Source organism: Streptomyces anatolicus, from assembly GCF_019400875.1.
GTDB classification, from domain to species: domain Bacteria; phylum Actinomycetota; class Actinomycetes; order Streptomycetales; family Streptomycetaceae; genus Streptomyces; species Streptomyces anatolicus.
On record NZ_WMBF01000041.1, the window covers coordinates 1 to 24,140 of the forward strand.

Annotated in this window: 21 protein-coding genes; 7 read left to right on the forward strand and 14 right to left on the reverse strand. The window is 70.8% G+C overall.

Features of this window, described 5'->3' with window-relative positions; all coding sequences use genetic code 11:
- The first annotated feature begins 17 nt into the window (after positions 1 to 17).
- Positions 18 to 1,334 carry an AI-2E family transporter gene (locus GKQ77_RS06885; protein ID WP_219687819.1) on the forward strand — a complete coding sequence of 439 codons (1,317 nt, stop codon included), beginning with the start codon at positions 18 to 20 and terminating at the stop codon, positions 1,332 to 1,334.
- Positions 1,335 to 1,433: 99 nt separating this feature from the next.
- Here GKQ77_RS06885 and GKQ77_RS06890 read toward each other — a convergent pair whose 3' ends face one another.
- Both GKQ77_RS06890 and GKQ77_RS06895 read right to left on the reverse strand, forming a co-directional pair.
- The gene (locus tag GKQ77_RS06890) at positions 1,434 to 1,967 is read right to left on the reverse strand and encodes an alkyl hydroperoxide reductase (protein WP_125514782.1); all 534 of its coding nucleotides are present in this window, start codon (positions 1,965 to 1,967) and stop codon (positions 1,434 to 1,436) included.
- Between the two features lie 15 nt (positions 1,968 to 1,982).
- Complete coding sequence (locus GKQ77_RS06895; protein WP_150171589.1) at positions 1,983 to 2,537, reverse strand: peroxiredoxin; 555 nt, start codon at positions 2,535 to 2,537, stop codon at positions 1,983 to 1,985.
- 132 nt (positions 2,538 to 2,669) lie between these two features.
- On the opposite strand from GKQ77_RS06895, the gene GKQ77_RS06900 reads away from it, so the two are divergent.
- Positions 2,670 to 3,635 carry a hydrogen peroxide-inducible genes activator gene (locus tag GKQ77_RS06900; RefSeq protein ID WP_308117570.1) on the forward strand — a complete coding sequence of 322 codons (966 nt, stop codon included), beginning with the start codon at positions 2,670 to 2,672 and terminating at the stop codon, positions 3,633 to 3,635.
- Between the two features lie 40 nt (positions 3,636 to 3,675).
- Here the strand turns inward: GKQ77_RS06900 and GKQ77_RS06905 are convergent, their stop codons facing one another.
- From GKQ77_RS06905 to GKQ77_RS06915, 3 genes are read right to left on the reverse strand one after another with little or no spacing between them, the layout of a single operon-like run.
- Positions 3,676 to 6,093: an FtsX-like permease family protein gene (locus GKQ77_RS06905; protein ID WP_372459840.1), complete on the reverse strand. Its 2,418-nt coding sequence runs from the start codon at positions 6,091 to 6,093 to the stop codon at positions 3,676 to 3,678.
- Positions 6,090 to 6,776 carry an ABC transporter ATP-binding protein gene (locus tag GKQ77_RS06910; protein WP_219687820.1) on the reverse strand — a complete coding sequence of 229 codons (687 nt, stop codon included), beginning with the start codon at positions 6,774 to 6,776 and terminating at the stop codon, positions 6,090 to 6,092. Before GKQ77_RS06910 ends, GKQ77_RS06905 begins: the two co-directional genes overlap by 4 nt.
- Positions 6,773 to 7,300: a PadR family transcriptional regulator gene (locus tag GKQ77_RS06915; RefSeq protein WP_125514784.1), complete on the reverse strand. Its 528-nt coding sequence runs from the start codon at positions 7,298 to 7,300 to the stop codon at positions 6,773 to 6,775. The genes GKQ77_RS06910 and GKQ77_RS06915 overlap by 4 nt, the downstream gene beginning before the upstream one ends.
- A 277-nt stretch (positions 7,301 to 7,577) precedes the next feature.
- Between GKQ77_RS06915 and GKQ77_RS06920 the strand changes: the two genes are divergently transcribed.
- Positions 7,578 to 9,833 carry a transglycosylase domain-containing protein gene (locus tag GKQ77_RS06920; protein WP_219687821.1) on the forward strand — a complete coding sequence of 752 codons (2,256 nt, stop codon included), beginning with the start codon at positions 7,578 to 7,580 and terminating at the stop codon, positions 9,831 to 9,833.
- Positions 9,834 to 9,909: 76 nt separating this feature from the next.
- Here the strand turns inward: GKQ77_RS06920 and GKQ77_RS06925 are convergent, their stop codons facing one another.
- The 4 genes from GKQ77_RS06925 to GKQ77_RS06940 form a co-directional block, all read right to left on the reverse strand.
- On the reverse strand, positions 9,910 to 11,943 hold the full coding sequence (locus GKQ77_RS06925; protein WP_219687822.1) for a SpoIIE family protein phosphatase: 2,034 nt from the start codon (positions 11,941 to 11,943) through the stop codon (positions 9,910 to 9,912).
- 62 nt (positions 11,944 to 12,005) lie between these two features.
- On the reverse strand, positions 12,006 to 12,647 hold the full coding sequence (locus GKQ77_RS06930; RefSeq protein ID WP_308117572.1) for a methyltransferase domain-containing protein: 642 nt from the start codon (positions 12,645 to 12,647) through the stop codon (positions 12,006 to 12,008).
- Positions 12,648 to 12,763: 116 nt separating this feature from the next.
- Positions 12,764 to 13,453, reverse strand: a complete 690-nt coding sequence (fomD, locus tag GKQ77_RS06935; RefSeq protein WP_219687823.1) for a cytidylyl-2-hydroxypropylphosphonate hydrolase — start codon at positions 13,451 to 13,453, stop codon at positions 12,764 to 12,766.
- A gap of 73 nt (positions 13,454 to 13,526) precedes the next feature.
- Positions 13,527 to 14,990: a class II fumarate hydratase gene (locus GKQ77_RS06940; protein WP_258020945.1), complete on the reverse strand. Its 1,464-nt coding sequence runs from the start codon at positions 14,988 to 14,990 to the stop codon at positions 13,527 to 13,529.
- A gap of 123 nt (positions 14,991 to 15,113) precedes the next feature.
- Between GKQ77_RS06940 and GKQ77_RS06945 the strand changes: the two genes are divergently transcribed.
- Positions 15,114 to 16,652 carry a ricin-type beta-trefoil lectin domain protein gene (locus tag GKQ77_RS06945; RefSeq protein WP_219687824.1) on the forward strand — a complete coding sequence of 513 codons (1,539 nt, stop codon included), beginning with the start codon at positions 15,114 to 15,116 and terminating at the stop codon, positions 16,650 to 16,652.
- Between the two features lie 117 nt (positions 16,653 to 16,769).
- Here the strand turns inward: GKQ77_RS06945 and GKQ77_RS06950 are convergent, their stop codons facing one another.
- Positions 16,770 to 18,437: a fumarate hydratase gene (locus tag GKQ77_RS06950; protein WP_219687825.1), complete on the reverse strand. Its 1,668-nt coding sequence runs from the start codon at positions 18,435 to 18,437 to the stop codon at positions 16,770 to 16,772.
- 179 nt (positions 18,438 to 18,616) lie between these two features.
- On the opposite strand from GKQ77_RS06950, the gene GKQ77_RS06955 reads away from it, so the two are divergent.
- Both GKQ77_RS06955 and GKQ77_RS06960 read left to right on the forward strand, forming a co-directional pair.
- Positions 18,617 to 19,300: a DUF1707 SHOCT-like domain-containing protein gene (locus GKQ77_RS06955; RefSeq protein ID WP_219687826.1), complete on the forward strand. Its 684-nt coding sequence runs from the start codon at positions 18,617 to 18,619 to the stop codon at positions 19,298 to 19,300.
- 125 nt (positions 19,301 to 19,425) lie between these two features.
- Complete coding sequence (locus GKQ77_RS06960; RefSeq protein WP_219687827.1) at positions 19,426 to 19,800, forward strand: WhiB family transcriptional regulator; 375 nt, start codon at positions 19,426 to 19,428, stop codon at positions 19,798 to 19,800.
- Between the two features lie 134 nt (positions 19,801 to 19,934).
- On the opposite strand, the gene glpX is transcribed toward GKQ77_RS06960, so the two are convergent.
- Entirely contained in the window at positions 19,935 to 20,966 is a 1,032-nt protein-coding gene (gene glpX / locus GKQ77_RS06965) for a class II fructose-bisphosphatase (protein ID WP_125514793.1), read from the reverse strand.
- A 163-nt stretch (positions 20,967 to 21,129) separates the two neighbouring features.
- Here glpX and GKQ77_RS06970 point away from each other — a divergent pair, with 163 nt between their 5' ends.
- Positions 21,130 to 21,654 (forward strand): DUF4245 domain-containing protein, encoded by a 525-nt coding sequence (locus tag GKQ77_RS06970; RefSeq protein WP_219687828.1) that lies wholly within the window; start codon positions 21,130 to 21,132, stop codon positions 21,652 to 21,654.
- A 106-nt stretch (positions 21,655 to 21,760) separates the two neighbouring features.
- On the opposite strand, the gene GKQ77_RS06975 is transcribed toward GKQ77_RS06970, so the two are convergent.
- The 3 genes from GKQ77_RS06975 to xseA all read right to left on the reverse strand — a co-directional run bounded on the left by GKQ77_RS06975 (position 21,761) and on the right by xseA (position 24,035).
- Positions 21,761 to 22,351, reverse strand: coding sequence for a malonic semialdehyde reductase (locus tag GKQ77_RS06975; protein ID WP_219687829.1), 591 nt, complete (start codon positions 22,349 to 22,351; stop codon positions 21,761 to 21,763).
- Between the two features lie 119 nt (positions 22,352 to 22,470).
- On the reverse strand, positions 22,471 to 22,743 hold the full coding sequence (locus tag GKQ77_RS06980; RefSeq protein WP_219687830.1) for an exodeoxyribonuclease VII small subunit: 273 nt from the start codon (positions 22,741 to 22,743) through the stop codon (positions 22,471 to 22,473).
- A gap of 77 nt (positions 22,744 to 22,820) precedes the next feature.
- Entirely contained in the window at positions 22,821 to 24,035 is a 1,215-nt protein-coding gene (xseA, locus tag GKQ77_RS06985; RefSeq protein WP_219687831.1) for an exodeoxyribonuclease VII large subunit, read from the reverse strand.
- Positions 24,036 to 24,140 lie beyond the last annotated feature (105 nt).

Consider the following 24,140-nt stretch of genomic DNA (forward strand, 5'->3'; position numbering starts at 1 on the left):
GGGGTAGAGGACGGATCATGTCGCGAGTGCCAGGATGGATCGGTCGGCTCGGTGCCGGACTGAGCGAGATGGGCGAGCGGTTGAACGAGAAGCGCCGCGACGAGGACGCCGACCCGGACAACGGCGACCCGAGCGACCCCTCCGGCGGGGAGCAGGAGCACGTACCGCCGCCGCCCGCGTACGCGCCGCAGGTGGCGCCGAGACCCGACCCCGTCGCGGCCGTGCCGTGGGGCATGCGGGTCGCGGCCGAGGCCGGCTGGCGCCTGCTCGTCCTCGCGGGCACGCTCTGGGTCCTGATGAAGGTCATCAGCGCGGTGCAGCTCGTGGTGCTCGCCTTCGTGGCCGCGCTGCTGATCACCGCGCTGCTGCAGCCCACGGTGGCGCGGCTGCGCAGGCTCGGTCTGCCCCGGGGCCTTGCGACGGCGGTCACCGCGATCCTCGGCTTCGTCATCATGGGCCTGGTCGGCTGGTTCGTGGTCTGGCAGGTCATGGAGAACGCCAACGAGCTGTCCGGGCAGGTCCAGGACGGCATCGACGACCTGCGCAAGTGGCTGCTGAACAGCCCCTTCCACGTGACCGAGGATCAGATCAACGACATCGCCACGAGCCTGCGCGAGGCGGTCGGTGCCAACACCGAGGAGCTGACCTCCGCGGGCCTCGAAGGCGTCACGGTCATCGTCGAGGCGCTGACCGGCATCCTGCTCGCGATGTTCTCCACGCTCTTCCTGCTGTACGACGGCAAGCGCATCTGGCAGTGGTTCCTGAAGCTCGTGCCGGAGCAGGCGCGGCCCGGTATCGCCGGCGCGGGGCCGAGGGCCTGGCGCACGCTCACCGCGTATGTGCGCGGCACGGTGATAGTGGCCATGATCGACGCCATCTTCATCGGCATCGGCATCTACTTCCTCGGGGTGCCGATGGCGGTGCCGCTGGCCGTCATCATCTTCCTGGCCTCGTTCGTCCCGCTCGTCGGTGCCGTGGTCTCCGGCGCGCTCGCCGTGGTCGTCGCGCTGGTCACGCAGGGCGTGTTCACGGCCGTGATGGCGCTCGCGGTGGTCCTCGCGGTGCAGCAGATCGAGGGGCACATCCTGCAGCCGTTCATCCTCGGCCGCGCGGTGCGGGTGCATCCGCTGGCGGTGATCCTCTCGGTCGCCGCGGGCGGCATGGTCGCCGGGATCGGCGGTGCGGTCGTGGCGGTGCCGCTGGTGGCCGTGACGAACACGGTCGTCGGCTACCTCCGGTCGTACGCGCGTGAGACGGCCCTGAAGCAGCGGCCGCGCCCCCAGGGGGCCACCCCGACGGATGTGTCCCTGACGGATCCGCCGCCGCAGCAGTAGGTCCTCGGATACGCGAAACGCCGGGCGGGCTGGAGATTCCAGCCCGCCCGGCGTTTCGCGGACGAACCCGGCGGAGCCGGTGATCGACGGTGCGGAGGGTTACTCCGCCAGGTGAGCCTCGGAGTCGAGCGTGACGCCGACCGCCTGGATGACCGCGGCGACCTTGACGGCCTCCTGGATCGTCTCGCGGTCGACGCCGGCCTTGCGCAGGACCTGCTCGTGCGAGTCCAGGCACTGGCCGCAGCCGTTGATCGCGGAGACCGCGAGGGACCACAGCTCGAAGTCGACCTTCTCCACGCCCGGGTTGCCGATGACGTTCATCCGCAGGCCCGCGCGCATCGTCCCGTACTCCGGGTCGGAGAGCAGGTGGCGCGTGCGGTAGAAGACGTTGTTCATCGCCATGATGGCGGCGGCCGACTTGGCGGCCGTGTACGCCTCGGGGGAGAGGTTCGCCTTGGCCTCGGGCTCCAGCTCGCGCAGCACCTTCGGGGAGCGGGACGCGATGGCGCAGGCCAGCACGGTGCCCCACAGCTGCTGCTGCGGCAGGTCGCTGTTGCCGATGACCGAGCCGAGGTTCAGCTTCAGGTCCTTGGCGTAGTCCGGTACGGCGGACTTCAGTTCGTCGAGTGCCATGTCAGAGCCTTCCGTTCACTCGCCCGAGAGCAGCGCGACCGGGTCGAGGGTCTCGTCGCCCTTGCTCCAGTTGCAGGGGCACAGCTCGTCGGTCTGCAGGGCGTCGAGGACCCGCAGGACCTCCTTGGGGTTACGGCCCACGGAACCGGCGGTCACCATCGTGAACTGGATCTCGTTGTTCTGGTCGACGATGAAGACGGCGCGCTGCGCGAAGCCGTCCTCGCCCTCGATGCCGAGGTCACGCATGAGCTCGTGCTTCGAGTCGGCGAGCATCGGGAAGGGCAGGTCCGTCAGGTCCGGGTGGTCCTTGCGCCAGGCGTGGTGCACGAACTCGGAGTCACCGGAGAAGCCGAGGATCTGGGCGTCACGGTCGGCGAACTCGTCGTTCAGCTTGCCGAAGGCCGCGATCTCGGTCGGGCACACGAAGGTGAAGTCCTTGGGCCACGCGAAGACGATCTTCCACTTGCCCTCGTAGGTCTTGTGGTTGATCTGCTCGAACTCCTTGCCCTGCTCCAGGGAGACACAGGCAGTCAGGTCGAACTCGGGGAACTTGTCACCGACAGTGAGCACGCATACTCCTTGCGACGAAGAAATCCCTTTTGGGGAGTTTCCTGTGGGGTTGGACTGATGTCGATGGTGGCACAGGGTGCATTGATTAGGGAAATAGCTAGAGTGGGTCGTGTTGATCGGAGGTGGTTATCAGTGCGAGCCATAAATAGGGGAAAGTTCCCCGGCAAGCAGAGCAACGGCAAGCAGCCCAGTCTGGCCCAGCTGCGGGCCTTCGCCGCGGTGGCCGAGCATCTGCACTTCAGGGACGCCGCCGCCGCGATCGGGATGAGCCAGCCCGCCCTCTCGGGTGCCGTCGCGGCCCTGGAGGAGGCACTGGGTGTCCAGCTCCTGGAGCGGACCACGCGCAAGGTGCTGCTCTCCCCGGCCGGTGAGCGCCTGGCCGTGCGGGTCAGGGCGGTCCTCGGCGAGGTCGAGGCGCTCCTGGAGGAGGCGGAGGCCGTCAAGGCGCCGTTCACCGGGGCGCTGCGGCTCGGCGTCATCCCGACCGTCGCCCCGTATCTGCTGCCGACGCTGATCGCGCTGGTCCACGAGAAGTACCCGGACCTGGACCTCCAGGTGCACGAGGAGCAGACCTCCTCGCTGCTCGAAGGGCTCGCCGCCGGACGGCTCGACCTGCTGCTGCTCGCGGTGCCGCTCGGAATGCCGGGGGTGACCGAACTGCCCCTCTTCGACGAGGACTTCGTGCTCGTCACGCCCCTCGACCACTGGCTCGGCGGCCGCGAGGGCATTCCGCGCGAGGCGCTGAAGGAGCTGAACCTGCTGCTGCTGGACGAGGGCCACTGTCTGCGTGACCAGGCGCTGGACATCTGCCGGGAGGCGGGCCGCGCGGACGCCCCGGTCACCACGACCGCGGCCGGGCTCTCCACGCTTGTCCAGCTGGTCGCGGGCGGGCTCGGCGTCACCCTGCTGCCGCGGACCGCCGTGCGGGTGGAGACCAGTCGCAGCAATCAGCTGCTGACCGGGTACTTCGCCGATCCGGCGCCGACCCGGCGGGTCGCCCTCGCGATGCGGGCGGGCGCTGCGCGGGCGGCCGAGTACGAGGAGCTGGCGGAGGCCTTGCGGGGGGCGGTGCGGCCGTTGCCGGTGCGGGTGGTGTGACCCCGCACCGGCCCTTCGGGCGCTTCCCCCGGGCCCGGACCTACTCCGTCCGCAAGCCCTCCGGCCGCATCATCCGCCACAGCGGCGGCAGGCTGAGCAGCGTCACCACCGCCACGAGCACCGCGCCCGCCACCGTCAGGGGGACGAACATCCACCAGTCGGTGACCGACTTCTGGATCATGCGGACCATGACATAGCCGAGACCGAGGCCGCCCGCGACGGCGAGCGCGAGGCCGATCGCGACCGGGATCGCCGTCTGCCACAGCACCGACCACGCCATCGAGCCGCGCCGCGTACCGAAGGCGGTCAGGGCCGCGAGCAGCCGCTTGCGCTCGCGCAGTTGCTCCAGCATCGACACCAGCATGGACGCCGCGATCAGCATCATCGTGGCCATCGCGCCGGCCTGGATGCCGGTGTGGATGGTGGCGTACTGCTTGTCGCGTTCGACCGCGCGCAGCGTCATCACGTCGAGGAACGGGTCGACGCGGGCCGCGGTGTTGCGGATGTACTCCTCGGCGTCGGGCTCGTCCGGATCGACTTGGATCATCGCGGTCGTCGAGGCGTCGACCAGCTTGGTCCGGTCGACCGCGCCCGGCGTGGCGTAGACGCCGTCGTGCAGCTCGCCGCCCGGGTCGGGGCGGGCCCTGACCGTGCGGGAGTCGGCGGGCAGCGTCCACAGGACGTGCCGGTGACCGGGCTCGTCCCAGCTGACGGGGTTGAGGTCGAGCTGCTTGCCGGGGCGGGCCGTCGCGTCGACCCACTTGTTCAGCCGCTTGTTGCCGGTGTGCACGACGAAGGTGTCGCCGTCCTCGCACGTGCCGATGCGGGCCAGCTCGCGCAGGTTCGCGCAGGTGGCGACGGTCAGCTCCGTGAGGGGCCGGAGGGCGTCGGCGCTCATCTTGCCCGGTCGGACGGCGTACGTGGTGACCGTGCCGATGACGTTCTTGACGCCCTTGGTCGTACGGAACTTGCTGTTCATCCGCTCGGCGAGCTTCCCGTCGCCGACATCGGCCGTGACCACCAGCTTGGCGCGGCCGGGGTCGTTGTCCGTGGTCCGGTTGAAGTCGTCGTGCATGGCGCCGAACATCATCTGGAGGGCGACCGCGCCCGCCACCGCCACGGTGATGCCGCCGACCGCCCTGGCCGCCGTACCGCTGCTCAACTGGAGCCTGCGCGTAGCCAGCTGCCAGGGCACGGGTCCGCCCCCGCGCAGCCGGGCCACGCTCGCCTCCACCAGCCACGGCAGCAGCGCGGCGAGGCCCACCAGGGTGAGCGTCGAGCCCAGGCCGATGGCGTAGACCGGCGGGCCCATGTCGCCGCCGACGCGACCGGCCGCCAGCAGGATGCCGAGGCCGAGCAGCGGCATCACGAGCCGCCACCACAGCCTGCGCCGACGGGGCTTGGAGCTGCGGACGACGCCCAGCGGCTCGATGGAGACCGCGCGCAGCGAGATCAGCGTGACCACGACCGCCGTCACCGGCACGGCCGCGAGGACCAGCAGGGCGAGCCCGGGCAGCGGCACCACGTCCGAGGGGAAGGCGCTGACCTGCGTCAGGTCGAACATGCCGAACAGCTCGCGCAGGCCGAGGAAGGCGACGGCGCCCACGGCGAGACCGAGCAGCGCCCCGCTCAGCGACTCGCCCGCCGCGATCCGCCGTACGGTGTGCGCGTCCGCGCCCACCAGCCGCAGCGCCGCGAGGCGCCGGTCGCGTCGCTCGCCGCCGAAGCGGACGGCCGTACCGATGAAGATGATCACCGGCGTCAGCAGGACCACGCAGGCGAGCACGACGAGTACGACCAGGAGCGGGTCAAGGGGCTCGGCGGGCTGTGCGTAGCCGAAGTTCGCGACGCGGTGGCCGCCCTTGGCCGGGGTGAGGGCGTGCGAACCGGCGTAGTAGTACAGCTCCTTGGGGTGGATCAGGCCCGCGTCGCCGATGGTGCCCGTGACCCGGTACTGACCGAAGCGCTCCTTCAGGAGGGCGCCATCGGAGCTGTCCAGGAGGTCGCGCAGGGCGGGCGAGACGACCATCTCACCGTCCGCCGGGATCTTCTGAAGACCCGGCGGCAGCACCGGACGCGAACCCTCGGCGCGCAGCACACGGCCGCTCACCGTCTTGTCGCGGAAGTCGGTGGGCAGGTCGCGCTGGAGGACCGTCGAATCGGACTTGGCGACCTGCTTCCCGGAGAACTGGTCCTCGGCGGAGCGGGCGACCGAGCGGTCCTCGCGCCGCTCCATCAGCTCGGGCACGGAGGCCGCGCCGAGCAGCAGCGCCACGCCGAGACCGACGCCGACCGCCGTCAGGATCGTGCGCGTCCAGCCCTCACGGCCGCCGACGGCGAACCGCATGCCCATGGCGAGGTCACGGGCGTAGGCGCGCATGCCCCTTGGCGCGGTGTGCCCGGCGCCGGGTGCCCCTGGCCGCGAACTGCCGGTCCTGGCACGGGTGTCGAGGCTCATATGACCCGCTCCATGTCGCGCGACCTGCCGTCGCGGACGACGATCTCGCGGTCGGAGTAGGCGGCGACGCGGGTCTCGTGGGTGACCAGGACGACGGCGGCGTTGGTGGAGCGGGCGGCGTCGGTCAGGAGTTCCATCACGCGCTCGCCGTTGAGGGAGTCCAGGGCGCCGGTCGGCTCGTCGGCGAAGACCACGCGCGGGTTCGTAGCGAGCGCGCGGGCCACGGCGACGCGCTGGCCCTGGCCGCCGGAGACCTCGCCGGGCCGCTTGGCGGCGACGTCGTCGACCTCCAGGCGCTCCATCCAGGTGCGGGCGGTCGCCTCGGCCTCCTTGCGCCGCGCGCCGTTCAGCCGCAGCGGAAGGGCGACGTTCTCGACGCAGGTCAGCTCCGGCACGAGCTGGCCGAACTGGAAGACGAACCCGAACTCGCTGCGGCGCAGCGCGCTCAGGGCGGAGTCCGGCATGCCGGTCAGCTCGCGGCCGTCGTAGGTGATGGAGCCCTCGTCGGGGCGGACGATCCCGGCGAGGCAGTGCAGCAGGGTCGACTTGCCGGAGCCCGAGGGGCCCATGACGGCGACGACCTCGCCGGGGTGGATGGAGAAGGCCGCGCCGTCGAGCGCGGTGGTCGGGCCGTAGGCCTTGCGCAGCCCGTGGGCCGTGAGGAGGGAGCCTGCGGGGGTCATGCGGAACGCACCTCCTGGGCGAGCTTGCCGAGGCGTGCGGCGGCCAGCTCCAGCCAGCGCAGATCGGCTTCGAGATGGAAGAGCGCGTGGTCGCAGATGAGCTGGTCGGCGAGGTCGCCCTTGCGCTTGCGGTCGGTGAGGATACGCATCAGGCGCAGGTGCTCGGCGCGCTGCACGTCGAGGAGTTCGGCGGCGTCGCGGCCGGTGAGGAGCGCGAGGACGACCTTGGTGTAGAGGGTCGACTGGAGGTAGGGCTCGGGCTTCTCCGGGGTGGCGAGCCAGCGCTGGACGTCGGTGACGCCGGCGTCGGTGATCGCGTACCGCTTGCGCTCGGGGCCGCCGCCCGCCTCTATGCCGTCGACCTCGACGAGGCCGTTCTTCAGCAGCCGGGACATGGTCGAGTAGACCTGTCCGTAGTGCAGGGGCTTGTCGTGCCCGAACTTCTCGTCGAAGGCGCGCTTGAGGTCGTAGCCGTGCCGGGGGCCCGACTCCAGGAGACCCAGAAGGGTGTGGCCAATGGACATGAGGCGCACTCTACACGGTGTGTATACGTGCCGTGTATACACCCGGTGAGGAGTGCAGGGGTTCGAAAAGGGGGCAACCTTCCAGGGCTTGAAACGGTCGGTTCCTTAGGGGCGGGTGCTCATTGTCACGTCCGGAAAAGACCGGATCGGATGACCTTTGTCCCTAGGTGCGGTGTTAGTTTCATGAGCTGACTTAGCCACCAGCGCCTTGCCAGTGAGAAGACGAGACGTACGAGACGTACGGGTCGTACGAGACGGAAGCGGAGCACTCTCAGTCATGGGCCGAGCCGAAGAACGACAAGCGCGGCAGCGCGGTGCCCGCCGGGCAGCGCGCGGGCGCCCGTCCGGCGGCAAGCGCACCGGCATACGCCGCTTCTTCACCTGGAAGAAGCTCCTCGGGACGTTCTTCGGGTTCTGCCTGCTCGGCATGCTCGGTTTCGTGATCCTCTACATGGTCGTCGACATTCCCGAGGGGAACGCCGCGGCGAAGATGCAGAGCAACGTCTACCGGTACAGCAACGGCGACGTCATCGCCAGGACCGGCGACGTGAACCGCGAGATCGTCGACCTGGCCAAGGTCCCCGAGGACGTACAGAAGACCTTCGTCGCGGCCGAGAACAAGTCCTTCTACAAGGACGAGGGCATCGACTTCAAGGGCACCGCCCGCGGTGTGCTCAACACGGTGACCGGCAAGGGCAAGCAGGGTGGCTCGACGATCACCCAGCAGTACGTGAAGAACTACTACCTCAGCCAGGACCAGACCGTCAGCCGCAAGCTGCAGGAGCTGGTCATCTCGCTGAAGGTGGACCGCGAGAAGAGCAAGGACGACATCCTCGCGGGCTACATCAACACCAGCTACTACGGCCGCGGCGCCTACGGCATCCAGGCCGCCGCCCAGGCCTACTACGGCGTCGACGCCAAGAAGCTGGACGTCTCGCAGGGCGCCTACCTCGCCGCCCTCCTCCAGGCCCCGAGCCAGTACGACTGGACCTCCGCCACGGCGACCGGCAGGAAGCTGGTCAAGCAGCGCTGGAACTACGTACTCGACAACATGGTCGAGGAGGGCTGGCTCGACTCGGGCAAGCGCGCGAAGCTCACCTTCCCCACGCCCGAGCCGCCCAAGGCCCCGCCCGGCCGCGAGGGACAGATCGGCTACCTCGTCGACGAGGCCAAGCGCGAGGTGCTGCGCGACAGCGGCCTGAGCGAGGCCCAGTTCGAGGCCGGCGGCTACACGGTCACCCTGAACATCGACCCGAAGAAGCAGAAGCAGCTCGAGAAGGCCGTCGACAGGAAGCTGAACGACAAGCTCGACCGGAAGAAGAACAAGGCGGACGCCCGGGTCCAGGCGGGCGCGGCCTCCGTCGACCCGAAGACCGGCAAGGTCCTCGCCATGTACGGCGGCGAGGACTACGTGAAGCACTTCACGAACAACGCCACCCGCCGCGACTACCAGTCGGCCTCCACCTTCAAGCCGCTGATCCTCGCCGCCGCCCTCGAACAGGGCGCCACCACCCAGGACGGCAAGCCGATCACGGCGGGCACGATCTACGACGGCACCAGCAAGCGCCCGGTCAAGGGCAGCGAGGTCGGCTTCGCGCCGCCGAACGAGGACGACGTCGACTACGGCCCCGTCACCGTCCAGAAGGCGATGAACAAGTCCATCAACTCCGTCTTCGCGCAGATGGGCGTGGACGTCGGGATGCCCAAGGTGATGGAGATGGCGGGCAAGCTCGGCATGGACGTCGAGGGCCTGCCCGCCGTGCCCGCCCAGACGCTCGGCTCGATGGGCGCGAGCCCGCTGGAGATGGCGGGCGTGTACGCCACGCTCGACAACCACGGCAAGAAGGTCACCCCCGCCCTGGTCGGCTCCGTCGAGCACAAGGACCGCACGATCGACCTGCCCGACCCGATCGGCGACCAGGTCATCAAGCGCGGCACCGCCGACTCGCTGACCTCCGTCCTGACCGGCGTGGTCGACGACGGCACCGGCCACGCCGTGCGCAACCCCGTGCAGGACGTGGCCGGCAAGACCGGCACGTCGGACGACAACAAGTCGGCCTGGTTCACCGGCTACACGCCGAAGCTGGTCACCTCCGTGGGCCTCTTCGGCGAGGGCGCCCCCGGCACGCCGGAGAAGAACAAGCAGGTCTCCATGAGGGGCGCGGGCGGTCTGCAGCGCGTCGCCGGCGGCAGCTTCCCCGCCGAGATCTGGGCGGCGTACACCTTCGACGCGATGGGCGCGCCGAGCAAGTTCGACCTCGACACGGACATGGGCGCGGCCATCGCCCCGCCCCCGGAGCCGACGAAGTCGCAGCCGCCCAGGGAGCCGTCGAGCACGCCGTCGAAGCCGGAGAAGGACCCGTCGTCGAAGCCGCCGACGCAGTCCCCGTCCTCCAAGCCTCCGACGCAGTCACCGTCCTCCAAGCCGCCGACGCAGTCCCCGTCGTCGAAGCCGCCGACGCAGTCGCCGGACCCCTCGCACACGATCGGGATCCCCGACGACCCCGATGACCGCGTGCCCGGCAGGGACTGACGGAGCTAGCGCCGACACGAGAGGCGCCCGGAACCGCGATGGTTCCGGGCGCCTCTCGTCGTGTGCGGCTCTGGCTCTAGCTCCGGTTCAGTTCGAACCAGACGACCTTTCCCGTGCTCAGCCGTGTCGCGCCCCACCGCCGGGCCATCTTGTTGACCAGGTAGAGCCCGCGGCCGCCCTCGTCCGTGGCGCGCGCCTGGCGCAGGCGGGGCAGTTGCGGCACGTCGTCGCCGACCTCGCAGCGCAGCACGTCCGTACGCAGCAGCCGCAGCGTGATCGGCCGCGAGGCGTACCGCACGGCGTTCGTCACGACCTCGCTGACCAGCAGCTCCACCGAGTCGGTCATGTCCTCAAGACCCCAGCGCACCAGCGCGCTGCGGGCCAGCCTGCGGGCGCGGGACGGGGTGGCGTTCTCCGGTTCGAGGAACCAGTACGCCACATCGCTCGGCGCGATGCCGTCGAAGCGGGCGGCGAGCAGCGCGATGTCGTCGTCCCGGTCGCCGGGACCGAGCATGTCGAGGACCTCGTCGCAGAGCGCCTCCAGGGGCGGCGGATGGTCGGGGCCCGTCAACTGGGCGGTCGCCGCGAGCCGTTCGCGCAGCTGCTCTATGCCGGTCCACACATCGCGCAGCCGGGACTCGACGAGCCCGTCCGTGTACAGGAGCAGGGTGGCGCCCGCGGGGGCGTCCAGCTCCACGGCCTCGAAGTCCACGCCGCCCACGCCGATCGGGGCGCCCGGCGGCACGCGCAGCACCTCCGCGCGGCCGCCCAGATGCAGCAGGACGGGCGGCGGGTGACCGGCGTTGGCGATGGTGATGCGGTGCGAGACCGGGTCGTAGACCGCGTACAGACAGGTCGCCATGCGGTCGGAGCCGAGCCGCTGCGCCTGCTCGTCCAGGTGGTGCAGGACCTCCTGGGGCGGCAGATCGAGCCCGGCGAGGGTCTGCGCGGTCGTCCGCAGCTGGCCCATGATCGCCGCAGAGGTCATGGAGTGCCCCATGACGTCACCCACGACCAGGGCGACGCGGCTGCCCGGCAGCGGGATCGCGTCGTACCAGTCGCCGCCGACCCGGGCCGTCTCGGCCGCGGGCAGATAGCGCGAGGCGAGCCGCACTCCGGTCGGGCGCGGCAGCGTCTCGGGCAGCATCGTGCGCTGCAACTCGTCGGCGATGTACGCCTCGCGGCCGTACAGGACGGCCTTGTCGATGCCGAGCGCGCTGTGCGTGGCCAGCTGGGCGGCGACCAGCAGATCGTCCGCCTCGAACGCGGGCCGCTCCGGGCGGCGCAGGAACACGGCCGCGCCGATCACCCTGCGCCGGCCGCGCAGCGGCGCGAGGACCGCCCGCTGCCCCGCGGGCACGGTCCGCCCCTCGCCGAGCAGTTCGCGCAGCGCCGCCCGCGCCGCCGCCGAGTCCGCGAAGACCGGCCGCACCCCGCGCAGCACCTCGGCGAGCGCGCCGCCCTGCCGCACCTCGCACAGCTCGGCGGTCCCCGTCACATCGGTGATGTCGGGCGGCACCACCTGGAGCGAGGTCGGCGTGGCGCCGTCGGTGTCCGGCTCCTCGGCGCCCTCCTCGATGGAGCGCAGCCGGTCCGTGCGGCGCAGCCGCAGCACCAGAGGGCCGGTGGGCCGCTCGTCGCCGACGGGCAGCGGGTCGCGCAGATAGACCAGGATCGCGTCGGAGAACGTCGGGACCGTGGCCCGGCACAGGCCCATCACGATCTCGTCGAGGTCTATGCCGCGCGCGATGCGCCGGGTCGCGGCGCCCACGAAGCGCAGCCGGTCGCCGTCGCGCCGCATCGCCACGGGCCCCGCGCCCGGCGGCCGCGGCCGGCCGGTGCGCCGCTCCTCGCCGTCCGGCGGCCCCTCGGGCGGCCCCGGCTGCGCGGGCACGCCCTCGGGCGCGGGGCGCGGCCGGCCGGGGTCGGGCTCGGAGACGGACGGCTGGGAATGCTCACTGGTCGGCGGCACCGATGCTCCCGGGGATGTGTCACGCGCGCCCTGTGGCGTCTCGGGGGAACGCAGCAGCGCCCCGCGGGGATCCGCGGGGGCGGTCGGCCGGGCAGCTGGTGCCTCGCGACCCTCGTGGGGGGTGAGGTGCTCCGTCACGCGTCTCGAATCCGTCCGTCCGGGGCTGCGCGCCGTGCGCGCCGTCCAGCGTTGCACGTCGCTCAGCCGCGTCGGCAGTGCAGAAAGACCTGATGTTCCGGTGGTACGTCGGTGCTCGCGGGGGCGTACGAGTACGTGTCCTCGCCGGTGATCTCGAAACCCGCGTCCCGCACTACCTGCCGCAGTTCGTCCCGCAGGTAACCCGATACCCGGATCGTGTGCCCCAGGAACGGGATCGCCGCGTCGTCCAGGTCGGCCTCGACCATCGACAGCTCCATCAGGCCTCCCGGCCGCAGCAGGCCGTGCAGCCGCCGCAGCGCCCCGGGGATCTCCGGGCGCGGCAGCATCAGCAGCGCGAAGAAGCAGGCGATGCCGTCGAACCGGCCGACTCCGGCCGGGCCTTCGGCTGCCAGGTCCGCGATGTCGATCTGCCGGAACTCGGCCCCCGGCACGTTCTTTTCGGCCAGGGCCAGCATGCCCGCCGAGATGTCCGTGCCGAGGACGGAGTGGCCCTTCTCGGCCAATTGCAGAGCGGTCGGCAGACCCGTGCCGCAGCCCACGTCCAGGATCCGGGAACCGGGTGCGAGCGCCTCGGCGAGACGGCGTCCCGCGGCGAGCTGACCCTCCTTGTGGGGGAAGGCCTCGTCATAGTGCTGCCCGATGGCGTCAAAGGCCTCGGCCTGGCCCCTGCGGTCCTCGCTCACGTTCTGCCGCCCCTCGATGACTTCCTGTCAGACAGCGCGCGGACTCACGGAGTTGTCGCTGTGCGCCCTTGCGGAGGACGATCCTACGTTTGAACCACGGGGGCGCATCAAGGGTCTCATGAGGACACATGCGCGGGCGTACGGTCCCAGTCATCCGGAAGGGGTGGTACGACCCAGGACGGATCGGGACGCCAGTGCTGCCAGCCGTCCGAAAACGGTGCCCCCCAGGCGTCGATCACCTCGAGGGCGGCCCGCCCGGCGGCGCGTACGTCAGCGGCCTTTTCCGCGTCCATCAGACCCACCCGCAGGGCCTCGGCGAACTCGTCCTCGTCGTGCCAGCGCCAGCTGCCGTCGGGGCGCACGGAGATGTCCAGAAAGTGATCCTCGGAATCCACGCCGTCCGACCAGCGGGCGCGCGGCTCCTCCAGGTTCACGTACCAGTTCTTGAACCGCCAGCCCGGCTCCCAGAACAGCCAGACCGACCACGGGTCGCCGGGGCGGGCGAGCTTCAGGACGCCGGTGCCGAACCAGCGGTCCCTGCGGACCGTGCGCGGCTTGGTGTAGCGGGTGGCCAGGGGCTCGTGGTGCAGGGGGGTTCCGTCGGCGAGGACCGGCTTGACGCATTCGGTGCCGGGCGCCATCCAGACGGCGAGCAGGTCCTCGCTGTCCTGGACGACGGTGACGGGGCGGCAGATGTGCACGTGGTCCCCGGCGTTCTCGCGGTACCGCCACAGGATGTGGTCGCCGGGGGCCCACCGGGCCGCCGCACCGTCACCGTCCGTCGTCTTCCCGTCGAGGTCTGTCATGGACAGATATTAGACGGCCCTCCTGTGACGGCCCCGGGGGTCTCCGGGGAGTCCCGGGGCCACCGGGGAGCCGTCACGCCTGGGGGCGCGTCATGCGCAGGACGTCGAGCGCCTCGTCCAGCTGCTCCCGGGTGAGGTCGCCCCGGTCGACGTAACCGGCCTCCAGGACGACCTCGCGGATCGTCTTGCGCTCGGCCAGGGACCTCTTGGCGACCTTCGCCGCCTCCTCGTAGCCGATGTACTTGTTCAGCGGGGTCACGACGGACGGCGACGACTCGGCGTACTCCCTGGCCCGTTCGCGGTTGGCGGTGATGCCGTCGACGGTCCGGTCGGCGAGCAGCCGGGAGACGTTGGCGAGCAGCCGGATCGACTCCAGTACGTTCTTGGCGATCACCGGAAGCATGACGTTCAGCTCGAAGTTGCCCGCGGCGCCCGCCGCCGCGACCGTGGCGTCGTTGCCGGTGACCTGGGCCGCGACCATCAGCGCGGCCTCCGGGATGACCGGGTTCACCTTGCCCGGCATGATCGACGAACCGGGCTGGAGGTCGGGGAGGTTGATTTCCGCGAGGCCGGTACGCGGGCCCGACGCCATCCACCGCAGATCGTTGGCGATCTTCGTCAAGCCCACGCCGATCGTCCGCAGCTGCCCGCTGGTCTCGACGATGCCGTCCCGCGCGCCCTGCGCCTCGAAGTGGTCGCGCGCCTCGGTCAGCGGCAGCCCCGTGGCCCGCGCGACCTCGGCGATGACGGCCGCGGAGAAGCCGGGCGGGGTGTTGATGCCGGTGCCCACGGCCGTGCCGCCGAGCGGCAGTTCGGCCAGGCGTGGCAGGGAGGCCTCAAGGCGCTCGACGCCGTACCGCACCTGGGCCGCGTACCCGCCGAACTCCTGGCCGAGTGTCACCGGGGTCGCGTCCATCAGGTGCGTACGCCCCGACTTCACGACGTCCGCGAACTCCTCGGCCTTGCGCTCCAGGGCGGCGGCGAGGTGCTTCAGGGCCGGGATCAGATCGCCGGTGACCGCGCTCGTGGCCGCGATGTGGATCGAGGACGGGAAGACGTCGTTCGAGGACTGCGAGGCGTTGACGTGGTCGTTCGGGTGGACGTCGCGGCCGAGCCGTTCCGTCGCGAGCGTGGCGAGCACCTCGTTCGTGTTCATGTTCGACGAGGTGCCGGAGCCGGTCTGGAAGACGTCCACGGGGAAGTGCGCGTCCCAGCGCCCGTCGGCGACCTCGGCCGCCGCGTCCGCGATGGCGCCGGCGATGTCCTTGTCGACCACCCCCAGCTCCGCGTTGACCTTGGCGGCGGCCGCCTTGATCTGGGCGAGGGCGGCGATGTGGGCGCGCTCGATGCGCTGCCCGGAGATGGGGAAGTTCTCCACCGCGCGCTGGGTCTGGGCACGCCACTTGGCGTGTGCGGGCACCCGCACCTCACCCATGGAGTCGTGCTCGGTCCGGTACTCGCCGGTGTCGCTGCCGGTGCCGGTGCTGTTGCCGGTCCCGGTGCTGCCGGTGCGGTCGTCGCTGGCGTCGCTGGTCATGCCCTTGAACCTACCTCTCCGCTCAAACCCCGTGAAAAGTTGAGCACTTGTCTTGTTCCAGGTATTCCCAAGCCTGCTACCCACCAGTAAAAACCCTGGGTAACACCACACCGGGGAGGCGCAATGGAGCGCATCAGACGCAGTGGACGGTCCCGTCTGCGATGTTCGTTCGCGGCGGCCGTCGCGATGGCCGCCGTGCTCGGCACGGCGGCGGCGGTACCCGCCCAGGCTGCGGGCGGGAGCGAGGCGCAGGCGCCTGTGTCCACCCCGCTCCCGCCCGAGCTGGAGAAGATCCGGGCGGACGAGGCCACCAAGCTGTACGGCGGCCCGGCCGAGCGCCCGATGGCCGACCGCAAGACCGGCCTGATCTCGCTCGGCGACAGCGAGATCTCCGGCGAGGGCGTGGGGACGTACGAACCGGGCACCAACGGCCCCGACAACTGGTGCCACCGCTCGCCGGACGCCGCGATCCACCGCACCGGCATCCCCGCCGACGTGACGTACAACGTCGCCTGCTCGGGCGCCCAGACGGCCAACATCAGGATCGGCGGCCAGAAGCAGTACGCCGACGAGCTGGTGCAGAGCGACAACCTCGCCATCAAGGCGCGCAACACGAGGATCAAGACGATCCTGCTCGTCATCGGCGCCAACGACGACCTTCAGTTCTCACCGGTGATGACGGACTGCGTGACCCGCTATCTGCTCAGCCAGGGCGCGTGCGCGGGCAAGTACCACGACGGCTGGCAGGCGCGCGTGGACGCCCTCGTGCCCAAGGTCGAGCAGTCCATCCGCGACCTGAGGACGGTCATGAGGGACGCGGGCTACCAGGAGGGCGACTACCAGCTCGTCGCCATGGGCTACCCGAGCCCGATCGGCCCCGACTTCCGCGACAACCCCAAGTTCCCCGGCAAACTGGCCTGCGGCGGGCTCGGCTACGACTCCGACACCGAGTGGGGCCGCAACTACGCGGTGCCGACCTTCGAGAAGGGCATGCGCAGGGCCGCCAGGAACGCGGGCGCCACCTACCTCGACAACTCCCGCCTCTTCCACGGCCACGAGGTCTGCATGGAGGACACCTGGGCGCGCGGCCTCTACGTGGACGTGACCAATCCCTTCCCGCCGGACTCCAACTCCGTACGCCAGTCCTTCCACCCCAACGCGCGCGGCCACGCCGCCTTCGCGTCCTGCCTCACGCAGCTGTACGAGTCCGGCAGGCGTGAGGCCAGCTGTGCCGATCCCGCGAGCACGGGGAGCCCGAAGCTGTATGAGCTTGCCTGGGACGACGTGTTCACGCCCCTGAAGAACGAGGGCACCGGTACGTGTGTGGATGTCGACGCGTCCAAGAGCCGTAACGGGACGAAGGTGCAGGGCTGGGAGTGCACGGGTAATCGCAACCAGACGTGGTGGTACGACGGGTCGCGGGGGTCCCTGCATACGGGGCTGACCCAGGACCGGTGCCTGGACGTGCCTGACGGCGCCTATAAGGAAGGCGCCGCCGTGGTGTTGTGGAACTGCCACGGGGGTGGCAACCAGAAGTTCGTCCGGGAGGGCGGGACGGTGCGGGCCGCTGCCGCGAGTGGGCTGTGTCTGACCCTTGCGGGGGCCAAGGATCCGGTGCGGCTGCAGAAGTGCACGGGGGCGGCGAACCAGCGGTTCGCCTGAGGCCCGCGGTTCGGGGAACTGCTGCCGGTCAGCCTCCGCGGGCACGTCGTGGCTGGTCGCGCAGTTCCCCGCGCCCCTTCGGGGCGCGTCCCCTGAGGGGCGCGCCCTTTACGGGTGCTACGCCAGGCCCGGGCCCCGGACCGGGATGTGGGTGAACGTCGGTTCGGGGGCCGGGTTCTGGAAGAAGTCGTTGCCCTTGTCGTCGACGACGATGAAGGCCGGGAAGTCCTCGACCTCGATCTTCCAGACCGCCTCCATGCCCAGCTCCTCGTACTCGACGACCTCGACCTTCTTGATGCAGTCCTGGGCCAGCCGCGCCGCCGGGCCGCCGATCGAGCCGAGGTAGAAGCCGCCGTGCGCGCCGCACGCGTCGGTGACCTGCTGGGAGCGGTTGCCCTTGGCGAGCATCACCTTGGAGCCGCCCGCGGCCTGGAACTGCTCCACGTAGGAGTCCATCCGGCCTGCCGTGGTCGGCCCGAAGGAGCCCGACGCGTAACCCTCGGGGGTCTTCGCGGGACCGGCGTAGTACACCGGGTGGTCCTTCAGGTACTGCGGCATCTCCTCGCCCGCGTCGAGCCGCTCCTTGATCTTGGCGTGCGCGATGTCGCGGGCCACGACGAGCGGGCCGGTGAGCGAGAGGCGGGTCTTCACCGGGTGCTTGGTCAGCTCGGCGAGGATCGCGTCCATCGGCTGGTTGAGGTCGATCTCGACGACGTCCGCCGACTCGTCGAGGTGCTCGTCGGTCGTCTCCGGCAGGAAGCGCGCCGGGTCCGTCTCCAGCTGCTCCAGGAAGACGCCCTCGGCGGTGATCTTCGCGGTGGCCTGGCGGTCGGCCGAGCAGGAGACGGCGATCGCGACGGGCAGCGAGGCGCCGTGGCGCGGCAGGCGCACCACGCGTACGTCGTGGCAGAAGTACTTGCCACCGAACTGCGCGCCGATGCCGATCTTCTGCGTCAGCTCGAAGACCTTCTCCTCCAGCTCCTTGTCGCGGAAGCCGTGCCCGGTCGGTGAGCCCTCGGAGGGCAGCTCGTCCAGGTAGTGCGCGGAGGCGTACTTCGCGGTCTTCAGGGCGAACTCGGCGCTGGTGCCGCCGACGACGATCGCCAGGTGGTACGGCGGGCAGGCGGCCGTGCCCAGGGAGCGGATCTTCTCCTCCAGGAACTTCATCATGGAGGCCTCGTTCAGGACGGCCTTCGTCTCCTGGTAGAGGAACGACTTGTTGGCCGAGCCGCCGCCCTTGGCCATGAAGAGGAACTTGTAGGCGCCGCCGTCGGTCGCGTACAGCTCGATCTGGGCCGGCAGGTTGGAACCGGTGTTCTTCTCCTCCCACATGGTCAGCGGGGCCATCTGGGAGTAGCGCAGGTTCAGCTTCGTGTACGCGTCGAAGACGCCCTTGGAGAGCGCCTTCTCGTCCTCACCTTCGGTGAGGACGTTCTGGCCGCGCTTGCCCATGACGATCGCCGTGCCGGTGTCCTGGCACATGGGGAGCACGCCCGCGGCCGCGATGTTCGCGTTCTTCAGCAGGTCGAGCGCCACGAACTTGTCGTTGGACGACGCCTCGGGGTCGTCGACGATGCGCCGCAGCTGGGCCAGGTGCGCGGGCCGCAGATAGTGCTGGATGTCGTGGATCGCCTCGGCGGCGAGCGTGCGCAGCGCCTCCGGGTCGACCTTGAGGAACGTCCGCCCGTCGGCCTCGAAGGTGGAGACACCCTCGGAGGTCACCAGCCGGTACGGGGTGGTGTCCTCTCCCAGCGGGAGCAGATCGGAGTACTCAAACTCTGGCATTACGGCCATTCCTCACTCGGCAGACAGCGGCGCGGCCTCCATTGGCGACGCGCCAACCAGCGTAGAACGCGCCCGGCGGACCGGGTCTGTGAGGTAAGGCTCAGTAGGGTGCCGGGCTCGCCGCGCCGGTTGTCCACAGGGGCTAGTCGCGATCTATCGCGTTTCGATACGCTGCTGGCGTGGACCTCGAAAAGCGCCTCCAGCAGCCCGCTCCCGCCGCAGCCGAGCCGGGTGCCCTCCGCGCCTCGGACGCCGACCGCGACCGCACGGCCGACATCCTCCGCGACGCGCTTGCCGAGGGCCGGCTGACCGCCGAGGAGCACGCGGACCGCGTCGAGGGGGTCTACCGCGCCAAGACCATGGCCGAACTGCGCCCGCTGGTCAGCGACTTGCCCGCCGCCCAGGAGCAGCCCCGCGCCGGGTTCACGCCCGAGCGGGCCCCGTCCCGGCCGTCCCCCGAAGCGGTCCCGGCGGTCGCCGACGAGAACATGGTGGCGGTGCTCAGCGGCTCCGTCCGCAAAGGCCGCTGGCGGGTGGCCCGCCGCACCCACGCGTACGCGATCTTCGGCAGCGTCGAGATAGACCTGAGCGAGGCGATCTTCGAGCAGCGCCAGGTGATGATCAAGGCGGTGTCGATCTTCGGCTCGGTCGAGATCCGCGTCCCGGAGAACGTGTCGTTGCGCGGCAGCGGCCTCGGCGTCCTCGGCAATTTCGAGGTGGACACGCTCGACTCCGCCGAGCAGGACGCCCCGGTCGTCTTCGTGGACGGCTTCGCGGTCCTCGGCAGCGTCGAGGCGCGGGCCAAGCGCGGCAAGCGCGTCCATGACCTGCACCGCAGGCTGCGCAAGCACCTCGGGCACTGACGGCCGGGGCCCCGCGGCGGGAGCGCGCGGCCCCACGCATCGGAACTCAGTGCATAGGCGCGCACACAGCGGGTAGAGCTTGCTGCATCGTCTCTCGCTCGCGAAGCCGTCGTCAGGAGTAGACCGTGCTGCAACCGTCGCATCAGTCCTTGCAGGTCGCCGCTGTCCCGGCTCAGCGGGGGCCGGGGCGGGATCGGACCGACGACGCCCCATGGCACACGGAAGCCGTGTGCCGCCGCGACGAGGCCGGACTCTTCTTCGCCCCGTCCAAGGAGCCGACCGCCTCCCGGCTCTCGCGCGAGGAGGCGGCCAAGCGGGTCTGCGCCCGCTGCCCCGTGATGGTCGAGTGCCGCGAGCACGCGCTGCTCCAGCCCGAGCCGTATGGCGTCTGGGGCGGCCTGACCGCCGCCGAGCGCCGCGTGGTCCTGGCCCGCCGTCGCAGGCGCGACCTCGAACTGCAGAAGGCGGCGCACGCGACGGGCATCGCCGCCGCGGGGTAGGCGGGCGGGCGGCCCCGGACTCACGACGAGGGGGCGGCCCCCGACTCACGGCGGAGGGGGCGTCCCCCGCACGGGACGCCCCCTCCGCCGTATGTACCGCCGTGTCCGGCCCGCCGCTGCCTTCGCTGTTCCCGCTACTTCGCGCGGTCGAAGTCGACGGCGCTGTAGGCGCGCAGCTTCGAGAGCCGGTGCTCGGAGTCGATCTTGCGGATCGTGCCCGACTTGGAGCGCATGACCAGCGAGGACGTCGAGGCGGTGGCCGCGCGGTAGCGGACGCCCTGGAGCAGCTCGCCGTCGGTGATGCCGGTCGCGACGAAGAAGACGTTGTCGCCCTTGACCAGGTCGTCGGTCGAGAGCGTGCGGTCCAGGTCGTGTCCGGCGTCGAGGGCGCGCTGGCGCTCGGCGTCGTCCTTGGGCCACAGCTTGCCCTGGATCACACCGCCCAGGCACTTGATCGCGCAGGCCGAGATGATGCCCTCGGGGGTGCCGCCGATGCCCATGAGCAGATCGACGCCGGTGCCCTCGCGCACGGCCATGACCGAGCCGGCCACATCGCCGTCGGAGATGAACTTGATGCGGGCGCCGGTCTCGCGGATCTCCTTGACGATGCCCTCGTGGCGGGGGCGGTCCAGGATCATGACCGTGACGTCCTCGGGCGAGGAGTTCTTGGCCTTGGCGACGCGGCGGATGTTGACCGAGGCGGGCGCGTTGATGTCGACGTAGTCCGCGGCCTCGGGGCCGGTGACCAGCTTGTCCATGTAGAAGACGGCGGACGGGTCGAACATCGCGCCGCGGTCGGCGGCGGCGAGGACGGCGATGGCGTTCGGCATGCCCTTGGCGGTCAGCGTGGTGCCGTCGATCGGGTCGACGGCGATGTCGACCTCGGCGCCGGTGCCGTCGCCGATGCGCTCTCCGTTGAAGAGCATCGGTGCCTCGTCCTTCTCGCCCTCCCCGATGACGACGACGCCGTTCATCGAGACGGTGTGGACGAGGGTCCGCATGGCCCTGACCGCGGCGCCGTCCGCGCCGTTCTTGTCGCCGCGGCCGACCCAGCGGCCCGCGGCCATGGCGGCTGCCTCGGTGACCCGGACTAGCTCCAGGGCGAGGTTGCGGTCGGGAGCCTCGGGGGAGACCTCTAGCTCGGACGGAAGATGATGCTCGGTCATCGGGACGCACCTCTCTGCTGATACGACGACGGCCGGATGAGGGATTGTGACGACTCTATCCGTAGGTCGACAAAATGAGCAGTGGGCCCTACGCATGAGCGGACCGGACGCCGGGGGAGGCACCGGGGGAAGGTGCGCGTTCCGCGCCTGAGACCATGGGGGCGTGGCAGGCAGACAAGGCAACCAGACCGTCAAGAACATGCTGTGGTCGTTGGTGGTGATCACCCTGGTCGCGGGCGTGATCTACATCTTCGTCCCGCATGACGAGTCCAAGACCCCGGTCAAGCGGGTCGACTACCGCGTGGAGCTGCTGACGGCCCGGCGGGCCGCGGCGTATCCCGTGGCGGCGCCCGAGGGTCTGTCCAGGGCGTGGAAGCCGACGTCCGTGCGGTTCAACGGCGCCGAGCACGACGACTGGCACCTGGGCTTCCTCGACCCGGACGGCGAGTACGTGGCGGTCAAGCAGTCCACCGCCAAGCCCGCCAAGTTCATCGAGGACGCCACCCAGGAGGCCACGAGGACCGACGCCACCGAGAAGATCGGCGGCCGGACGTGGCAGCGCTACAAGGGTTCGACGTACGACGCCCTGGTGAGCACCGAGAAGGGCGCGACGACGGTCGTCACCGGCACGGCCCCCTTCCGGCAGCTGGCGAGGATGGCGGAGTCGCTGGAGATGAAGAAGGCGTGACCGTGCGGCGCTGAGCACGCGAAGGGCCCCCGGCACACCGCCGGGGGCCCTTCGCGCGGCTGACGCGCCGGGGGCGCTGTCGCTCGCTCAGCCGGCTCGCTGTCGCTCAGACCGTGGTGATGACGTCGTCGTAGGCCAGGCGCGGGGAGCGCGGGAACCAGGCGTCGTCGCCCGGCTTGCCGATGTTGACGATCATCAGCGGGGTGTGGTCGTCGTCCAGGAACTCCTTCTGGACGCCCGCGAAGTCGAAGCCGGTCATCGGGCCCGCGGCAAGACCGGCGGCGCGGACGCCGACGATGAAGTAGCCGGCCTGGAGCGTGGCGTTCACCAGCGCGGCCTGCTCACGGGCCGGGCGCTCGGCGAAGAACACGTCCTTGGCCTGCGGGAAGTGCGGGAACAGCGCCGGCAGCTCCTCGTGGAACTCGTTGTCCGCGGAGAGGATCGCGACCAGCGGCGCGGTCGCGGTCTTCGGCCGGTTGCCCTCGGCCATGTGTGCGACCAGCCGCTCGCGGGCCTCGGGGGAGCGGACCAGGGTGACGCGCAGCGGCGACTGGTTGAAGGCGGTGGGGCCGTACTTGACCAGGTCGTAGATCGCCTGGACCTGCTCCTCGGTGACCGGCTCGTCGGTGAAGGTGTTCGCGGTGCGGGCCTCGCGGAAGAGCAGGTCCTGGGCGGCGGGGTCAAGGGCGAGAGACATGGATCTACCTTCTCGATACGTGCTGTGGATCAGGGGCAATCACGACACTACGACAGCTGACGTTTAAGATTCAACCAAAGCGGGTTCGTCGTGATCCGCCTCACAGGATCACGCGCGTTTCAGCTCTCGCCGTCGTCCCCGGCGCCTTCGCCGCCCCGCGCGTCCCCGGCCTCCTCGCCCGCGAGGGCCGCGTCCAGGCGGGCGCGCGCGCCGTCCAGCCAGCGGCGGCACACCTTCGCCAGCTCCTCGCCCCGCTCCCACAGGGCGAGCGATTCCTCCAGGGTCGTGCCGCCGGTCTCCAGGCGTCGTACGACCTCGATCAGCTCGTCCCGCGCCTGCTCGTACCCGAGCGCGTCCGCCGGGCCCGTGGCCTCGTCCGTCTTGCTGGTCATGCGCCCACCCTAATCGTCGGCTTGTTCGGTTCATGCGGCTTGCGTGGCTTATATGACGTGGGCCTACGCGGCCCGGGCTATGCGGTCCGCTCGGCGCGTACGGTGAACTCGCCCTCGGCGACGCGGGCCCGCAACTCCTCGTCGGCGCCCACCTCTTCAGGCGCCCTGACCACCGCGCCGTCCGCCTTCTGGAGCACCGCGTACCCCCGCTGGAGGGTCGCGGCGGGGGAGAGGGCCACCACGCGCGCGTGGGTGTGCGTCAGCTCGGAGGAGGCCCGGTCGAGCAGGTGCCCGAGCGTGCGGCGGGCGCGGTCGGCGAGGGCCGAGACCTGCTCCTCGCGCTCCTCCACCATGCGGTGCGGATGCTCCATGGAGGGGCGGCCCAGGGCGTGCGCGAGGCCTCGGTCCTCGCGCTCGAGGAAGGCGTCCATGCAGCGCCGGGCGCGCTCGCGCAGGGCCCGCACGCGCTCGTACTCCTCGCCGACGTCCGGGACGACCTTCTTGGCGGCGTCGGTCGGGGTGGAGGCGCGCAGATCGGCCACGTAGTCCAGGAGGGGGTTGTCCGGCTCGTGCCCGATCGCCGAGACCACGGGCGTACGGCAGGACGCCACGGCCCTGATCAGCTGCTCGTCCGAGAAGGGCAGCAGGTCCTCCACGCTGCCGCCGCCCCGCGCCACGATGATCACGTCGACCTCGTCGAGGGCGTCCAGCTCCTGCACGGCCTGGACGACCTGCGGCACCGCGTGCACGCCCTGGACGGGGACGGTGCGCACCTCGAAGCGGACGGCGGGCCAGCGGTGCCTGGCGTTCTCCAGGACGTCCCGCTCGGCGGCCGACGCGCGGCCCGTGACCAGGCCGATGAGCTGCGGCAGGAAGGGCAGCGTCTTCTTGCGCCCGGCCGCGAAGAGGCCCTCCGCGGCGAGGCTCTTCTTCAACTGCTCGATCCGCGCGAGCAGCTCCCCGACGCCGACGGGCCTTATCTCGGCGGCCCGCAGGGACAGCTGGCCCCGCGGGGCGTACCACTCCGGCTTGGCGTGGACGACGACGCGGGCGCCCTCCGAGACGACGTCCGCCACGGCGTCGAACACCTGTCGGTAACAGGTGACGCTCACCGAGATGTCGTGCGACGGGTCGCGCAGCGTCATGAAGACGACGCCGGCGCCCGGTCTGCGGGACAGCTGCGTGATCTGCCCCTCGACCCAGACGGCACCGAGCCGGTCGATCCACCCACCGATGAGCCGCGACACCTGCCCCACGGGCAGCGGCGCGTCCGCGGACGTGTTGAGAGCCATGCGGCCGAGCGTAGCCGCAGGGTGTGACAGCGGGGCGCGGCCGGTCCGGAGCGGTTCGCCCCGGGGTGAACGGCCCCCACCCGCCGCTTCGGCACGGACAAAGGG

What these genes read in the sequence shown, in the direction of transcription:
- GKQ77_RS06885 (WP_219687819.1), top strand. Translation starts at nt 18, where the DNA reads ATGTCGCGAGTGCCAGGATGGATCGGTCGGCTCGGTGCCGGACTGAGC.
- GKQ77_RS06890 (WP_125514782.1), bottom strand. Translation starts at nt 1,967, where the DNA reads ATGGCACTCGACGAACTGAAGTCCGCCGTACCGGACTACGCCAAGGAC.
- GKQ77_RS06905 (WP_372459840.1), bottom strand. Translation starts at nt 6,093, where the DNA reads ATGAGCCTCGACACCCGTGCCAGGACCGGCAGTTCGCGGCCAGGGGCA.
- GKQ77_RS06910 (WP_219687820.1), bottom strand. Translation starts at nt 6,776, where the DNA reads ATGACCCCCGCAGGCTCCCTCCTCACGGCCCACGGGCTGCGCAAGGCC.
- GKQ77_RS06915 (WP_125514784.1), bottom strand. Translation starts at nt 7,300, where the DNA reads ATGTCCATTGGCCACACCCTTCTGGGTCTCCTGGAGTCGGGCCCCCGG.
- GKQ77_RS06920 (WP_219687821.1), top strand. Translation starts at nt 7,578, where the DNA reads ATGGGCCGAGCCGAAGAACGACAAGCGCGGCAGCGCGGTGCCCGCCGG.
- fomD (WP_219687823.1), bottom strand. Translation starts at nt 13,453, where the DNA reads ATGACAGACCTCGACGGGAAGACGACGGACGGTGACGGTGCGGCGGCC.
- GKQ77_RS06940 (WP_258020945.1), bottom strand. Translation starts at nt 14,990, where the DNA reads ATGACCAGCGACGCCAGCGACGACCGCACCGGCAGCACCGGGACCGGC.
- GKQ77_RS06945 (WP_219687824.1), top strand. Translation starts at nt 15,114, where the DNA reads ATGGAGCGCATCAGACGCAGTGGACGGTCCCGTCTGCGATGTTCGTTC.
- GKQ77_RS06950 (WP_219687825.1), bottom strand. Translation starts at nt 18,437, where the DNA reads ATGCCAGAGTTTGAGTACTCCGATCTGCTCCCGCTGGGAGAGGACACC.
- glpX (WP_125514793.1), bottom strand. Translation starts at nt 20,966, where the DNA reads ATGACCGAGCATCATCTTCCGTCCGAGCTAGAGGTCTCCCCCGAGGCT.
- GKQ77_RS06975 (WP_219687829.1), bottom strand. Translation starts at nt 22,351, where the DNA reads ATGTCTCTCGCCCTTGACCCCGCCGCCCAGGACCTGCTCTTCCGCGAG.
- GKQ77_RS06980 (WP_219687830.1), bottom strand. Translation starts at nt 22,743, where the DNA reads ATGACCAGCAAGACGGACGAGGCCACGGGCCCGGCGGACGCGCTCGGG.
- xseA (WP_219687831.1), bottom strand. Translation starts at nt 24,035, where the DNA reads ATGGCTCTCAACACGTCCGCGGACGCGCCGCTGCCCGTGGGGCAGGTG.